General features: G+C 74.2%; 15 protein-coding genes. 2 read left to right on the top strand and 13 right to left on the bottom strand.

Translation table 11 applies throughout. The annotated features are described in order from the left end of the window. Positions 1-26: 26 nt before the first annotated feature. Positions 27-317 (top strand): hypothetical protein, encoded by a 291-nt coding sequence (locus ACQZ2A_RS18365; protein WP_430213962.1) that lies wholly within the window; start codon positions 27-29, stop codon positions 315-317. Here ACQZ2A_RS18365 and ACQZ2A_RS18360 read toward each other — a convergent pair. The 11 genes from ACQZ2A_RS18360 to ACQZ2A_RS18310 form a co-directional block, all read right to left on the bottom strand. After that, positions 301-1,977: an FAD-dependent oxidoreductase gene (locus ACQZ2A_RS18360; RefSeq protein ID WP_430213960.1), complete on the bottom strand. Its 1,677-nt coding sequence runs from the start codon at positions 1,975-1,977 to the stop codon at positions 301-303. The two genes, ACQZ2A_RS18365 and ACQZ2A_RS18360, sit on opposite strands and share 17 nt — an antisense overlap. Positions 1,978-2,043: 66 nt before the next feature. Continuing rightward, positions 2,044-2,787: an SRPBCC family protein gene (locus ACQZ2A_RS18355; RefSeq protein ID WP_430213958.1), complete on the bottom strand. Its 744-nt coding sequence runs from the start codon at positions 2,785-2,787 to the stop codon at positions 2,044-2,046. Between the two features lie 7 nt (positions 2,788-2,794). Next, positions 2,795-3,643, bottom strand: coding sequence for an FAD binding domain-containing protein (locus ACQZ2A_RS18350; protein WP_430213956.1), 849 nt, complete (start codon positions 3,641-3,643; stop codon positions 2,795-2,797). Further along, positions 3,640-6,120: a xanthine dehydrogenase family protein molybdopterin-binding subunit gene (locus tag ACQZ2A_RS18345; protein WP_430213955.1), complete on the bottom strand. Its 2,481-nt coding sequence runs from the start codon at positions 6,118-6,120 to the stop codon at positions 3,640-3,642. The genes ACQZ2A_RS18350 and ACQZ2A_RS18345 overlap by 4 nt, the downstream gene beginning before the upstream one ends. Next, positions 6,120-6,602 (bottom strand): (2Fe-2S)-binding protein, encoded by a 483-nt coding sequence (locus ACQZ2A_RS18340; RefSeq protein ID WP_430213953.1) that lies wholly within the window; start codon positions 6,600-6,602, stop codon positions 6,120-6,122. Before ACQZ2A_RS18340 ends, ACQZ2A_RS18345 begins: the two co-directional genes overlap by 1 nt. 162 nt (positions 6,603-6,764) lie before the next feature. Then, on the bottom strand, positions 6,765-7,901 hold the full coding sequence (locus ACQZ2A_RS18335; protein WP_430213952.1) for an XdhC family protein: 1,137 nt from the start codon (positions 7,899-7,901) through the stop codon (positions 6,765-6,767). Continuing rightward, positions 7,894-9,018 (bottom strand): vWA domain-containing protein, encoded by a 1,125-nt coding sequence (locus ACQZ2A_RS18330; protein WP_430213951.1) that lies wholly within the window; start codon positions 9,016-9,018, stop codon positions 7,894-7,896. Before ACQZ2A_RS18330 ends, ACQZ2A_RS18335 begins: the two co-directional genes overlap by 8 nt. Next, positions 9,015-9,905: an AAA family ATPase gene (locus tag ACQZ2A_RS18325; RefSeq protein ID WP_430213949.1), complete on the bottom strand. Its 891-nt coding sequence runs from the start codon at positions 9,903-9,905 to the stop codon at positions 9,015-9,017. Before ACQZ2A_RS18325 ends, ACQZ2A_RS18330 begins: the two co-directional genes overlap by 4 nt. A 44-nt stretch (positions 9,906-9,949) precedes the next feature. Next, positions 9,950-10,300, bottom strand: coding sequence for a DUF202 domain-containing protein (locus ACQZ2A_RS18320; RefSeq protein WP_430213948.1), 351 nt, complete (start codon positions 10,298-10,300; stop codon positions 9,950-9,952). Then, the gene (locus ACQZ2A_RS18315; protein WP_430213947.1) at positions 10,297-10,680 is read right to left on the bottom strand and encodes a DUF202 domain-containing protein; all 384 of its coding nucleotides are present in this window, start codon (positions 10,678-10,680) and stop codon (positions 10,297-10,299) included. The genes ACQZ2A_RS18320 and ACQZ2A_RS18315 overlap by 4 nt, the downstream gene beginning before the upstream one ends. Next, positions 10,677-11,276: a nucleotidyltransferase family protein gene (locus ACQZ2A_RS18310; protein ID WP_430213946.1), complete on the bottom strand. Its 600-nt coding sequence runs from the start codon at positions 11,274-11,276 to the stop codon at positions 10,677-10,679. The genes ACQZ2A_RS18315 and ACQZ2A_RS18310 overlap by 4 nt, the downstream gene beginning before the upstream one ends. A gap of 56 nt (positions 11,277-11,332) precedes the next feature. Between ACQZ2A_RS18310 and ACQZ2A_RS18305 the strand changes: the two genes are divergently transcribed. Then, positions 11,333-12,433, top strand: coding sequence for a DNA glycosylase AlkZ-like family protein (locus ACQZ2A_RS18305; protein WP_430213945.1), 1,101 nt, complete (start codon positions 11,333-11,335; stop codon positions 12,431-12,433). 31 nt (positions 12,434-12,464) lie between these two features. Here the strand turns inward: ACQZ2A_RS18305 and ACQZ2A_RS18300 are convergent, their stop codons facing one another. After that, positions 12,465-13,007, bottom strand: a complete 543-nt coding sequence (locus ACQZ2A_RS18300) for a hypothetical protein (protein WP_430213943.1) — start codon at positions 13,005-13,007, stop codon at positions 12,465-12,467. A 74-nt stretch (positions 13,008-13,081) separates the two neighbouring features. Then, positions 13,082-14,086, bottom strand: coding sequence for a MerR family transcriptional regulator (locus ACQZ2A_RS18295; protein ID WP_430213942.1), 1,005 nt, complete (start codon positions 14,084-14,086; stop codon positions 13,082-13,084). Between the last annotated feature and the right edge of the window lie 43 nt (positions 14,087-14,129).

Here is a 14,129-nt window from a genome sequence, read left to right as displayed (position 1 = left end):
GTCTTGCCGAACGACAGAATCGTGCCATGACCACGACAGAGATCCTCGACACCGTCACCACCCTCGCCGCCGCCGGCGCGCTCGTCGCCCCGGTCGTCTACCTCCTCGAGCGCACCCACCGCCGCGCATCGCTCGACAACGGCGGGCGGGTCGCGCACTGGCTGCGCAGCACCGACCACGACGACGCCGACGCGCGGCGCGTGGCCGCCGACCTGCGCGCCCTCCCGACGCCGCCCGCCCCGGTCGCGCCCGTCGACGCCGCGCCGGTCCCCCGCCTCCGTGGGCGCCGGCACGTCTGGGTCACGCCCGCGCGCTGACCTCCGCACCGCGCACGGCGGCGGTGCCGGCCCGCCAGGTCCGGTACCCGCCGTCGAGGTTGCGCACCTCGCGCCCGTGCTGGGCGAGGAGGCGGGCCGCGACGTACCCGCGCAGGCCGACCTCGCAGTGCACGACGAGGGGCCCTGCCGGCAGCTCGGCCAGCCGGTCGCGCAGCTCGTCGACCGGGAGTTTCAGCGCTCCCGGGAGCGGCCGGTCGGCGTGCTCCTGCGGGCTGCGGACGTCGACCAGCGTCGCGCCCGCCGCGAGGGCGTCGTCGAGCTCGTGCCACTGGAGCGTCTCGACGTCCCCGGCGGCCAGGGCCCGCGCCACCCACCCGAGCATGTTCACCGGGTCCTTGGCCGACCCGAACTGGGGGGCGTAGGCGAGCTCCAGCTCGGCGAGGTCGCTCGCCGTGAGGCCGCCGGCCATCGCCGTCGCGATGACGTCGATGCGCTTGTCGGCACCGTCGCGGCCGACGGCCTGCGCGCCGAGGATCTCGTCGGTGGCGGGGTCGACCAGCAGCTTGAGGGCCAACGGGTGCGCGCCCGGGTAGTACCCGGCGTGCGAGCCCGGGTGGATGTGGACCACGCGGTGCGGGCGCCCGGCGGCGCGCAGCCGCTTCTCGGTCCACCCGACGGTGGCCGCGGCGACGCCGAGCACCCCGACGACCGCCGTGCCGAGGACGGCGCGGTCGCGCCCCGGCCGGCCCGCGATGACGTCGGCCACGACGCGGCCCTGCCGGTTGGCCGTGTTGGCGAGCGGCACGAGGACCGCCGAGCCGTCGAGCCCGTCGGTCTTCTCGACGGCGTCGCCGACGGCGAAGATGCTCGGGTCGGAGGTGCGGAAGGACTCGTCGACGAGGATGCCGCCGCGCTCCCCCACGTCGAGGCCGGCGGCCTGCGCCAGCCCGCTCTCGGGACGGACACCGACCGCCGCCACGACGACCTCCGCCGGCACCACCCGACCGTCGGAGAGGTGGACGGCGTGTTCGCCGCCGGGGCCGTCGGCCGGCTCGACCCGCTCGACGGACGCGCCGAGGGCGAGGTCGACGCCCGCCTCGCGCAGCACGTCGTGCAGGGGCTGGACCATCTCGGGGTCGAGCGGGGCCAGCACCTGGCCGGCCGCCTCGACGAGGGTGACCGCGATCCCGAGCCGCAGGAGGTTCTCGGCCACCTCGACGCCGATGAAGCCGCCCCCCACGACGACGGCGGAGCGCGCGCCACCGGTCGCGGCGACGAGGCGGTCGAGGTCCTCGACGTCTCGCAGCGTGTGCGCCACCTCGAGCCCCGGGACCGGGGGCAGGACGGGCCGGGCGCCGGGCGAGAGGACGAGGGCGTCGTACGGCAGCTCGCCGGTCGTCCCGGTCGCCAGGTCGCGCACCGTCACGGTGCGGGCCGATCGGTCGACGGAGACCACCTCGTGGTGGACCCGGACGTCGAGCGCGAACCGCGCGGCGAGCGACTCCGGCGTCTGGAGCAGCAGCGCGGAGCGCTCCTCGATGACCCCGCCGAGGTGGTACGGCAGACCGCAGTTCGCGAACGAGACGTGACCGCTGCGCTCGAGGACGACGATGGACGCCTCCTCGTCGAGCCGACGCAGCCGGGTCGCGGCGGACATGCCGCCGGCGACCCCTCCGACGATGACGATGTGCTTCCTCATGCCGTTGATCGTATACCCCCGGGGGTAAGACAACGAACGCGGTCCGGGGACACGGCGACGGGCTGATCAGCCGCGGCCGATGAGCCACCCGACGACGATGCCGATGACGCCGACGACGACGTACGGGGCGTAGGTGCGCACGAGCACCGGGAGCACCGTGGCGCCGAGGTCGAGGGCGTCGTCCTCGGCGGGCTTCGGCCGGGGGGCGGGCCTGGGCGCGGGCGAGGGTGTCGGGGCGGCCGCCGCCGGGGCGGCACTCGCCACCTCGGGCGCCGGAGCGGTGGCGGCCGGCTCGGTGACCGTGTCGGCCACCGGCGCCGCCGCCGGGGCCTCGGCCGCGGGCGCCGCCGCGGCCTCGTCGGCCGGAGCCGCCGTCAGGTGGCCCTCGATGCAGGCGATGAACTGGCCGAGCAGCTTGTCCGAGACGTCCTGCATGACACCGCGGCCGAACTGCGCCGGCTTGCCGGTGACGGCGAGGTCGGTGGCGACGTCGACCTTGGTGCCGGTGCCGTCGGGCGTGAGCTGGATCGTCACGGTCGCGCCGGCGGTGCCGTTGCCCCGCTTGTCCTTGCCCTTGGCCTCGATGACCGCGTGGTGCGTGGCGTCGTCCTTCTCGACGAAGTGCCCGGTGCCGTTGTACTGCAGTGCGATCGGCCCGAGCTTGACCTTCACCGTCCCCGCGAAGCCGTCCTCGGTCACCTCGGTCACCGTGGCACCGGGGAAGCACCCACCGACCCGCTCGAGGTCCATGAAGGTGCGCCAGGTGGTGTCGACGTCGGCGGGGACGGTGAAGTCGTGCGTCAGCTGCATACCGGGATCAGCCCTCCATGGCCTTCTGCACGGCGCGGCGGGTGAGGACCGTCGCGAGGTGCCTGCGGTAGTCCGAGTCGCCGTTGAGGTCGCTCGGGGGGTTCGTGCCCTCGGCGGCCGCCGCGCACGCGTCGGCGAGCCCGGAGGCGGCCGACCCGACGAGCGCCTGCTCGACGGCGGTGGCGCGCAGCGGCGTCGAGCCCATGTTGGTCAGGCCGACCCGCGCCTCGGCGATCGAGCCGCCCTCGACGCGGACCGTGGCCGCCACGGCGACGATGGACCACTGGTGCGAGACCCGGACGAACTTCTCGTAGGCCGAGCCCCACCCGGTGTGCTTCGGGATGCGGATCTCGGTGAGCAGCTCGCCGTCCTCGACCGCGGTCTCGAAGAGGTCGCGGAAGAACTCGGTGGCCGGCACGGTGCGCTCGCCACCCGGTCCGACGACGACGAGCGTGGCGTCCAGCGCCAGGACCGGTGCGCCGACGTCACCCGCGGGGTCGGCGTGCACGAGCGCGCCGCCGATGGTCCCGCGGTGGCGGATCTGCGGGTCGGCGACGGTCTCGACGGCCTTGCGGAGCAGACCGGCGTGCTCACGCACCAGGTCATTGTCGACGATCTCGCTGTAGGGCGTCATCGCCCCGATGGCGAGGTGGTCGCCACCGTCGCGGACCCCGCGCAGCGCCTCGATCCGGCCGAGGTCGACGACCTTCTCCGGGGCGTTGAGGCGCATCCGCAGGATCGGCAGCAGCGACTGCCCACCGGCGAGGACCTTGGCGTCGTCCCCGGCGTCGGCGAGGACCGAGAGGGCCTCCTCGACGCTGCCCGGGGCCACGTAGTCGAAGGATGCGGGGATCACTGCGCTGCTCCGTCCGTCGTGCCGGCGGCGGGATCCTGGTTGGGAGCCGCCTCGTCGAAGTGCGGCTGGGCGTCCGCGACCGGGGCCGCGTCCGTCGTGCCGCCACCGCTCTGGATGGCCTTCCACACCCGCTCGGGCGTGCAGGGCATCGTGACGTCGTCGACCCCGAGGTGCCGGATCGCGTCGACGATCGCGTTGACCACCGCGGGCGTCGAGGCGATGGTTCCCGCCTCGCCGACACCCTTGGTGCCCAACGAGTTCGAGGTCGCCGGCGACGTCGTGTGGTCCGTGATGAAGCTGATCGTGTCGGCCGTGGTCGGCAGGGTGTAGTCGACGAACGAGCCCGACACCAGCGTGCCCTGCTCATCGTACTCCGCACCCTCCCAGAGCGCCTGGGCGATGCCCTGGACGAGACCGCCGTGCACCTGACCCTCGACGATCAGCGGGTTGATGATCGTCCCGATGTCGTCGACACAGACGTACTTGCGCATCGTCGTGGCGCCGGTCTCGGTGTCGACCTCCATCGCGCACAGGTGGGTGCCGTGCGGGAAGGAGAAGTTCACCGGGTCGAAGGTGGCGTCGGCGTCGATGCTCGGCTCGAGGCCCTCGGGGTAGTCGTGCGCCGCGAACGTCGCGAGCGCGACGTCGGAGATGCCGACCCCCTTGTCGGTGCCCTTGACCGAGAACCGGCCGCCCTCGAACTCGAGGTCGTCGACGCTGGCCTCGAGCATGTGCGCCGCGATCGGCTTGGCCTTCTCGATGACCTTGTCCGCGGCCCGCACCAGCGCCTCGCCACCCACGACGAGCGAGCGCGAGCCGTAGGTGTCCATGCCCTTCGGTGCGATCTGGGTGTCGCCGTGGAGGACCTCGACGTTCTCGAACGGCACGCCGAGCCGGTCGGCGACGATCTGGCTCCAGGCCGTCTCGTGGCCCTGGCCGTGCGCCGAGGCGCCGGTGACGACCTCGACGGTGCCGGTGGCGAGCATCCGGATGCTCGCCGACTCCCAGCCGCCGGCACCGTAGTTCAGCGACCCGAGGACGCGGGAGGGGGCCAGGCCGCACATCTCGGTGAACGTCGAGACGCCGATGCCGAGCTGGACCGGGTCGCCGGCGTCGCGGCGGCGCTTCTGCTCGGCGCGCAGCTCGTCGTAGCCGAAGAGCTCCTTGGCCTTCTCGGTGGCGGCCTCGTAGTTCCCGGAGTCGTAGGTCATGCCCGCGACCGTGGTGAACGGGAACTCGTCGTGCTTGATCCAGTTCTTCTCGCGGATCTCGAGCGGGTCGACCCCGACCTCGACGGCGAGCTCGTCCATCAGCCGCTCGATGGCGTAGGTGGCCTCGGGCCGGCCGGCGCCGCGGTAGGCGTCGACCCACGTCTTGTTCGTGTAGTAGTTCGTCGTGTTGAACTGGTAGGCCGGGAACTTGTAGATGGCGTTGAACATCCACGCGCCGAGGACCGGCACGCCGCCGCCGACGAGCGCCGCGTAGGCACCGAGGTCGGCGAGCAGCTCGACCTTGAGGCCGGTGACGGTGCCGTCCTTCTCGGCCGACAGCGTCAGCTTCTGCCACTGGTCGCGGCCGTGGTGCGCCGAGACCATCGACTCGCTGCGGGTCTCGGTGTACTTGGCGGGCTTGCCGAGCTTGCGGGCGACGGCGAGGGTGATGAACTCCTCGGGCGTCGACTGCAGCTTGCCGCCGAAGCCGCCGCCGACGTCGGGGGCGATGACGCGGATCTTGCTCTCGGGCAGGCCGGTCGTGGCCGCGATGCAGAAACGCAGCACGTGCGGCGCCTGGGTGGCCGTCCACATGACGACCTGCTCGCCGGTGGGGTCGACGACGGTCGAGCGGGGCTCCATGAACGCCGGGATGAGCCGCTGCTGCCGGTACTCGCGCTCGATGACGATGCCGCCCTCGCGGGCCTTGGCGATCGCCTCCTCGACGTCGCCACCGGTGCCGCCGGCCTTGGAGTCGAGCTGCCAGAACGCGCTCTTGTTCGTGCCGAGGTGGGGCTGGGCGAGCACCTCGTCCTTGGCGGCCTCCTTGAGGTCGAGGACGGCCGGGAGCTCGTCGTAGTCGACGTCGACGAGCTCGGCGGCGTCGCGTGCGGCGGCCGCGCTGCGGGCCACGACGACCGCGACGATCTCGCCGGTGTGGGACACGCGGTCCTTGGGCATCGGCAGGTGGTCGGGCGACTTCTGGTCGGGGGTGATCGGCCAGGCCGTGATGTTGACGCCCTGGATGTCGGCGATGTCGTCGTGGGTGAACACGGCGACGACGTTGGGCGAGCCCTTGGCGGCCTCGGTGTCGATCGAGGTGATGGTCGCGTGGGCGAACGGGCTGCGCACCATCGCGAGGTGCAGCATCCCGGGGAGCTGGATGTTGTCGGTCCACTTCGTCCGGCCGGTGATGAGGCGCTGGTCCTCCTTGCGCCGGCGGGCGCTGCCGATCTCGGTGCTGGGACGGTCGTCGACGGCGGTCATCAGGCGTCGCTCCTCTGGCTGGACATGGTGCCCGCGGCGGCCGCGACCGCCTTGACGATGTTGTGGTAGCCGGTGCAGCGGCAGAGGTTGCCCTCCATGCCCTGGCGGATCTCGTCCTCCGACGGGTTCGGGTTGTGCGAGACGAGGTCGACGGCCTGCATGATCATGCCCGGGGTGCAGTAGCCGCACTGGAGGGCGTGGTTCTCGTGGAAGGCGGCCTGCATCGGGTGCAGCTCGCCGTTCGTGGCGAGGCCCTCGATGGTCGTGACGTCGTGCCCGTCGGCCTGGACGGCCAGCATGTTGCAGGACTTCACGCTGTGCCCGTCGAGATGGACGGTGCACGCTCCGCAGTTGCTCGTGTCGCACCCGACGACGGTGCCCACCTTGCCGACCACCTCGCGGAGGTAGTGGACGAGCAGCATCCGGGGTTCGACCTCGTCGGTGTAGGGGACGCCGTCGACGGTGACGGTGATCCGAGTCATCCTTGACTCCTTCGCGGGGGGATCGGTGTCGTGCTCGTGATCTTGCTTCACACATCGTCGGTCGGCAAGGGCTTCGGCTGAACCCGCCGACCGGACAGGTGCGCTCGACCCCCCGCCGCTTTCCCCGCAGGAAACGACGAGGGGCGCGCGGGGCGCCCGGGATCAGGTGCCGTGGTGGTGGATGGGCCCGCCGAGCTCGAGCAGCCGGGCGCCCTGCCCGCCCCACTGGAGCGCGACGATCTCGGCCGCGATGGACACGGCCGTCTCCTCCGGCGTGCGCGCGCCGAGGTCGAGGCCGATGGGGCTCGAGAGGCGCTCGAGCTCGGCGTCGGTCATGCCCGCCTCGCGGAGCCGCTCGAGCCGGTCCTCGTGGGTGCGGCGGCTGCCCATCGCCCCGACGTAGGCGACCTCGGGCAGCCGCAGCGCGACCTCGAGGACGGGGACGTCGAACTTCGGGTCGTGGGTGAGAACGCAGACGACCGTGCGGCCGTCGATGCGACCGCCCTCGAGCTCGGCGGCGAGGTACTTGTGCGGCCACTCCACGACGACCTCGTCGGCCGCCGGGAAGCGGCTGTTCGTGGCGAACACCGGCCGGGCGTCGCAGACCGTGACGCGGTAGCCGAGGAAGGTCCCGACGTGGGCGACGGCGGCGGCGAAGTCGATGGCGCCGAAGACGAGCATCCGGGGGCGGGGGGCGAAGGCGGAGACGAAGACGCGCATGCCCTCGCCGCGGCGCTCGCCGTCGGGCCCGTAGGTGAGGGTCTCGGTGCGCCCGGCCGCGAGCAGACCGCGGGCGTCGTCGGTGACCGCGCCGTCGGCGCGCGGCGAGCCGAGGGAGCCGGACGAGCCGCCCTCGGCGTCCTCCGGTCGCACCACGAGCCGGCGCCCGAGCCAGGCCGGGTCGGGGTGCTCGATGACGGTGGCGACCGCGACGGGCCGCCCGGCCTCGACGTCGTCGGCCACGTCACCGAGCTCGGGGAACGTCGTCCGCGACACCGGTTCCACGAAGACGTCGAGGATGCCCCCGCAGGTCAGGCCCACGGCGAAGGCGTCGTCGTCGGACACCCCGTACCGCTGGAGGACGGGCGAGCCGTCGCCGACGACCGACTGCGAGAGCTCGTACACGGCGCCCTCGACGCAGCCGCCCGACACCGAGCCCACGGCCTCGCCCTCCGGGCCGACGAGCATCGAGGCGCCGGCGGGGCGCGGTGCGGAGCGGAAGGTGGCCACCACGGTGCCGACCCCGACGGTCTCGCCCGCGCGCCACCACCCCATCAGCTGGTCCAGGACGTCACGCACGCGCGACCACCTCCGTGAGTTGCTCGAACGCCGCCATCGAGTGGCCGGCGACGAAGTCGTCGACGTGCGGCAGCACCGCCATGATGCCCCCTTGGACGGGTTCGTAGCCCGCCCTCCCCCGGTGCGGGTTGACCCAGACGACCCGGTGCGCGACGGCGTGCAGGCGCCGGACCTGCTCGCCGAGCGCCTCGGGACGGTCCCGCTCCCAGCCGTCGCTGAACACGACGACCACGGCACCGCGGGCCATGCCCCGCCGGCCCCAGCGGTCGAGGAAGACCTTGAGCCCCTCGGCCAGGCGCGTCCCGCCGGACCAGTCCGGGATGGCCCGGCCCGCCGCGACGATCGCGCGGTCGACGTCGCGCTGGTGCAGGGCCCGCGTCACGTGGGTCAGCCGGGTGCCGAGGGTGAAGACCTCGGTGGGCACGCCTGCGGCGCAGTACGTGTGGCACAGCCGGATCAGTGCGTCGGCATAGGCGCTCATCGACCCGGAGACGTCGACGAGCAGGACGACGCGGCGGGGCCGGGTGGTCCGCCGGCGCCACGCGACCTCGCCCGGCTCGCCCATCCGGCGGAGCGTCGCGCGCAGGGTGCGGTGGGCATCGACCGTGCCCCGGGGCGAGGGCTCGCGCCGGTGCGCCCGGCGGCGGGGCGCCCGGGGGCGGAGGGTGCCGAACAGGCGGGCCAGCTCCTCGCGCTCGCGGCGGGAGAGGGTCGCGACGTCGCGCTCGCGCAGCACCTCGGTGCGGCTCGCCTGCGCGTGGAGGGTGTCCGGGTCCTCGGTGCCGCTGCCGGGGGGCGGCTCCTCGCCGCTGAGTGACGCCTGGGGGGTCATGAGGGGCAGCGGGTCGGGCTTCTTGGTGCCCGCGCGGGTGCCGCCGAACCACTCGGCGAAGACCGTGTCGTGGCGCTCGAGGTCGGCCGGCGAGGAGCAGAGCGTGGCGCGACCGGCGTGGTAGACCCCGCCCGGGTCGTCGAGGCCGACGGCGGCGACGGCCTCGAGGTAGGTGCGCTCGCGGTCGGCGGTCACGTGCACGCCGGCCGCACGCAGGGTGCGGGCGAACCCGACGAGCACCTCCTCCGGCGGCCGGACGTGGTCGCGGACGTCGGGGCGGCTCACGGCGTGAGGATCGCGTCGAGGGCCTTCTTCACCCGCTCGGCGTCCTCGCGGTACTTGACGGCGACGCCGAGCGTGGCCGCGGCCGTGGCGGTGTCGAGGGTGCGGGTGCCGAGCTCGTGCAGCGCGCGCGCCCAGTCGAGGGTCTCCGCGACGCCGGGCGGCTTGAGCATCTCGCGGTCGTCGCGGATGGCGTGCACGGCGCGGACCACCTGTGCGGCAAGGGCTTCCGGGACCTCGGGCGCGCGGGTGCGGACGATGGCCAGCTCGCGCTCGATGCCGGGGTGCTCGAGCCAGTGGTAGAGGCAGCGGCGCTTGAGCGCGTCGTGCAGCTCGCGGGTGCGGTTGGAGGTGAGCACGACGACGGGAGGCGTGGCGGCCTGGATGGGCCCGAGCTCGGGGATGGTCACCTGCCAGGTCGAGAGCACCTCGAGGAGGAAGGCCTCGAACTCGTCGTCGGCCCGGTCGACCTCGTCGACGAGGAGCACCGCCGGCGCCTCGCGCAGGGCCCGCAGGACGGGGCGGGAGAGGAGGAAGCGCTCGTCGAAGAGGTCGGCCTCCAGGCTGCGCACGTCGGAGGCGCCGCCCTGCACGGCCTCGAGGGCGCGCACGTGGAGGATCTGGCGGGGGAAGTCCCAGTCGTAGAGGGCCTGGCTGGCGTCGATGCCCTCGTAGCACTGGAGCCGGATGAGCGGCAGGTCCATCGTCTCCGCGAGCGCCTCGGCGAGGGCGGTCTTCCCGGTGCCGGGCTCGCCCTCCATGAGCAGCGGGCGGCCGAGGCGCAGCGACAGCCAGGACACGGTCGAGAGCGCGTCGTCGGCGAGGTAGCCGGTGGCCCCCAGCGCGCCCGCGAGGTCGGCGGCCGAGGCGAACGTGGTCCTGGGGTCCATGCGCACAGCATCACCCACGAGAGGGCCGCGCGGAAGGACGACGGTCACACCAGACGCGAGACGGCGAGGGCCAGCTCGCCGAGCCCCAGGGCGGCGACGACCACCGCCACCGCGAGGACGAGCCGACCGTCGCGCAGCACGGTGTAGCGCGGGTCGTCGGGGTGGACGAACCCGAGTCGCTTCTGCCGCAACGTGTCCACGACCACCCAGCCGGCGAGCGCCGCCACGAGCACCGTGGGGAGGAGGACCGCACCGCCGAGAGCGTCGAGCGCGAGCCGCCCGATGGTCAGGGTGCCGACGAGGAGGGCGAGCCCGGTGCGGCGCCACGCGAGGGTGGTGCGCTCCTGCTGCATCCCCGGGTCGCGGACGACCTGCTCGGCGCCCTCGGGGCTCACGAGAAGGCCCGGACGAGGCTGGAGGCCGCCAGGGCCAGGCCGGTGACCGCCACGACGACGATGACGACGACCATCGCGGGGTTGCCCGGCAGCGGCGCGCCCTCGCGCATCGCCCGCTCGACCCGGGCCCACGTCCAGCAGGAGGTGCCCGCGACGACGACGCCGGCCACGGCCAGCAGCGCCGCGAGCACGGCCTGGAGGGTGTCGGGGAGCGGGAGGTCGAGGGCATCGAGCGCCGCGGCCCCGGCGAGCAGCGCCAGCCCGGTGCGCGTCCACGCGAGAAAGGTGCGCTCGTTGGCGAGCGAGAAGCGGGGGTCGGGGTCGGTGCCGTGGTCGTAGACGTACCCCGGCCGGCGGCGGGGGCGGTCGGCGCTCGTCATCGGGTGCCGGGGTCCAGGTCCCCGGGGGTGTCGGCGTCGGCGCCGGTGGCGAGGTCGCCGCACTCGACGGCCGTCGGGGGGTGGGCGGCGAGGTGGTCGCGGGCCCCGCGGTCACCGCGGGCGGTGCGGGCCACCTCGGCCCAGTGGTCGCGGCCGAGCAGCACGGGGTGGCCGGCCGTCCCGGCGTAGGTGGCGCGGGCGAGGACCGCGGGGCCGGCGCCGCGACCGGCCGAGAGCAGGCGCCGGTACACACGGGTGCCGACGTCGGGGAGGTCGACGAGGGTGACGAGCGCGGCCTCGACGTCGTCGGTGGCGGTGGCGGCCAGGTGCGCGAGACCGGCGCGCAGGGAGGCGCCCATCCCCTCCTCCCAGTCGGTGGCGAGGACCGGCTCGGCGTGCAGCGAGAGCACGAGCGGGGTGGCCTCGCCGGCGGCGGCGCCGAGGACGACGACGACGCGCTCGAGGCCGGCGTGCGCGAGCCGGTCGACCGTGGTCTCGACAAGGGTGGGGGCGTCCGGGGTCGGGCGGACCAGCGCCTTGGGCCGGCCCATCCGGCGGCCGGCGCCCGCGGCGAGGAGGAGGCCGACGGTGCTCACCCCTCCACCCTCCCATGCGGACGCGGTCCGTCCGGATCCCCGGTTACGGTCGGTCCGTGGTCATCGAGCTCTCCCGACGCGACGCCCGGCGCATCGCCGTGCGCGCCCAGCTGCTCACGGCCGACCGGCCGACCGACGTGCTGGACGTGGTCCGCCACCTCGGCCTGGTGCAGATGGACCTCACGGCGCACGTCGCGGTCAACGCCGACCTCGTGCTCTGGAGCCGGCTCGGGTCCTCGTACTCGCCGGCCGCGCTCGACGAGCTGCTCGAGTCGCGCGGCCTCGTCGAGCTCCTCGGCTTCCTGCGGCCGGCCGAGGACATCCGGCTGTTCCGGGCCGAGATGGAGGCGTGGCCGGGCGTCGAGCCCCTGTCCGAGTGGCGGCGCGAGATCGAGGCGTGGGTCGAGGACAACCGGTCCTGTCGCGAGGACCTGCTGACCCGGCTCCGGTCGGAGGGACCGCTGCCGGCGCGCGACCTCCCGGACACGACCGTCGTGCCGTGGCGCTCGTCGGGGTGGACCAACAGCAAGAACGTCCAGCGGATGCTCGACATGATGGAACAGCGCGGCGAGGTCGCGGTCTCCTCCCGCGAGAACCGGGAGCGCAACTGGGACCTCGCCTCCCGCGTGTACCCCGACGGGCCGACCGTGCCGTACGACGAGGCGGAGGCCGAGCGCGACCGGCGGCGGCTCGTCGCCCTCGGCATCGCGCGGGCGCGGGTCACGTTCCCGCCGGGCGAGCCCAACCACGTGAACGACGCGGGGGTCGAGGCCGTCGTCGAGGGGGTGCGCGGCCGCTGGCGGGTGGAGCCGCGCTACCTCGAGGGCTCCTTCCGCGGGCGCACCGCGCTGCTCTCCCCGCTCGACCGTCTGGTCTTCGACCGCAAGCGGATGGCCGAGCTGCTCGCGTTCGACTACCAGCTGGAGATGTACAAGCCGGCCGCCAAGCGGCGCTGGGGCTACTTCGCGCTGCCGGTGCTCCACGGCGACCGGCTGGTGGGCAAGGTCGACGCGCAGACCGACCTCGCCGCCGGGATGCTGCGGGTGCACGCGGTGCACTGGGACGACGAGCCGTCCGCAGCGATGCGCGAGGGCGTCGAGCGCGAGCTGCGCTCTCTCGCAGCGCTGCTCGGCGTCGAGGTCCGTCGCGGCGACTGACCCGGCCCCCACGGTCCGGGCGTGGAGGCGGCTAGCGGAGGAGGGCAGCGATGCCCAGGGCGGCGAAGACGCCGACGGTGAGCACGAGGGCCGCGATGCCCACGACGAGCCCGCCCCGCTGCTCGGCGTTCATCTCCTCGCGCCACCCGAGCTCGTCCGCCGCGCCCCGCACGAGCTCGCGTCCCTCGCCGGCGCGGAACGTGTAGTCGACGACCTTGCCGACCTTCCCCGTGTCGGCGTCGAGGCCGATCTCGACCCGACGTGACCCGCCGAGGAGGCGGCCGCGCCGGATGCTGCGCGCCGCCCCGAGGGAGGCGCCGCCCGCACCGTCGGAACCGGCCCCGTACTCGACGGTCCGCTCGATGTCGGTGATGCCGTACCGGCCGGACCCCTTGACGTGCACCTCGTGCGTGACGACCTTCCGGAGCCCGCGGGCGCGGGTCAGCGTCAGCCATCGCGCGTCGGCGAGGTCGATCGTGACGTCGAACCCGTACGGCCGCTCGACCACCACGTACGGCGTCCCCTCGGCCGCCTCGCGGACCCGCCGGACCAGCTCCTCGGTGCTGCTGCCCATCGCTCCCCCACCCGGACCTCCCCGCGAGCCCGGTGGCCGCGGCGGAGCCCGAGCGTACCGAGTCGGCGGCTGCGTCAGGCGGGCTGGTCCTGGCGGACCGGCATGAGGACGGACATGACCCCCTCGCGCCCGGGATCGCGGACGGCGAGCGGCGAGATGGGGTCGTCGAGGCCGAGGGTCAGCTGGTCGCCGACCGCGAGGGCCTCCAGCAGGAACCGGCGGTTCACCGCGACCACGACGTCCCCGGGGTGGCCACTCTCCCCCACGCGCACGTCGTCCGTGCCGACACTCAGCAGGCTGACCTCGTCGGGGTCGCCCTCGAGCCGGGCCCGCAGGGCGGGAACGTCCACCGGGACCTGCCGTCGGCCGTGCTCGAGCAGGGCTCGGTAGGAGGGGTAGTCGACGTCGGGCACCTCCGCCCGCACGGTGACGTCGGTGCCGGTGAGAGTGATCGTCCCGTCGGTGACGACGACGTCGAGGTCACCGGTGGGGTCGGCGGCGAGGAGCTCGTCGACGGCCGTCGTGGGCAGGAGGAGGTGCAGGCCGGCCCCTTCCGCCGTGGGGACCTCGCTCGTCGCGAGCCGGTACCGGTCGGTGGCCACGACCCGCAGCCGGTCGGCCTCTCCGTCGAGGTGGACGCCGTGCAGGCGGGGCTGCTCGGGGTCCTCGCCGACGGCGTACCGGACCTCCCGCAGGGCGCGGACGAGGGCGGCGGCGGGCAGGGTGCATCGGTGCATGGCGGTCTCCGTGGTGTCGAGCAGCTGGTGGACGATGGAGATCTCCCTGCGTGCGTCGGCGAGGCCGGCCTCGAGCCGGGCGAGGTGCGCCGCGAGGACCGGCCCGGCCTGCGCCGGGTCGGCCAGCACGGCGCGGATCTCGCTCAGCGGCAGGCTGACCCGTCGCAGGTGCGCCACCAGTCGGGCCCGGGCGACCTGCCCGGCTTCGTAGTAGCGGTAGCCCGAGGACGGGTCGACCATCGATGGCGTCAGGACCCCGGCACCGTCGTAGAAGCGCAGCGCACTGACGGGCAGCCCGCTGAGGGCGGACACCCTGCCGATGCCGTACAGCTCGTTCTCCATGTCCCCACCCTCCGGTCTCGACCTGCTCGAGGGTCAAGCCCCG

The organism is Phycicoccus avicenniae (assembly GCF_050496545.1).
GTDB lineage: Bacteria > Actinomycetota > Actinomycetes > Actinomycetales > Dermatophilaceae > Phycicoccus > Phycicoccus avicenniae_A.
Note: the sequence above shows the minus strand (reverse complement) of the source record. Positions and strands in the feature narration are given on the sequence as shown.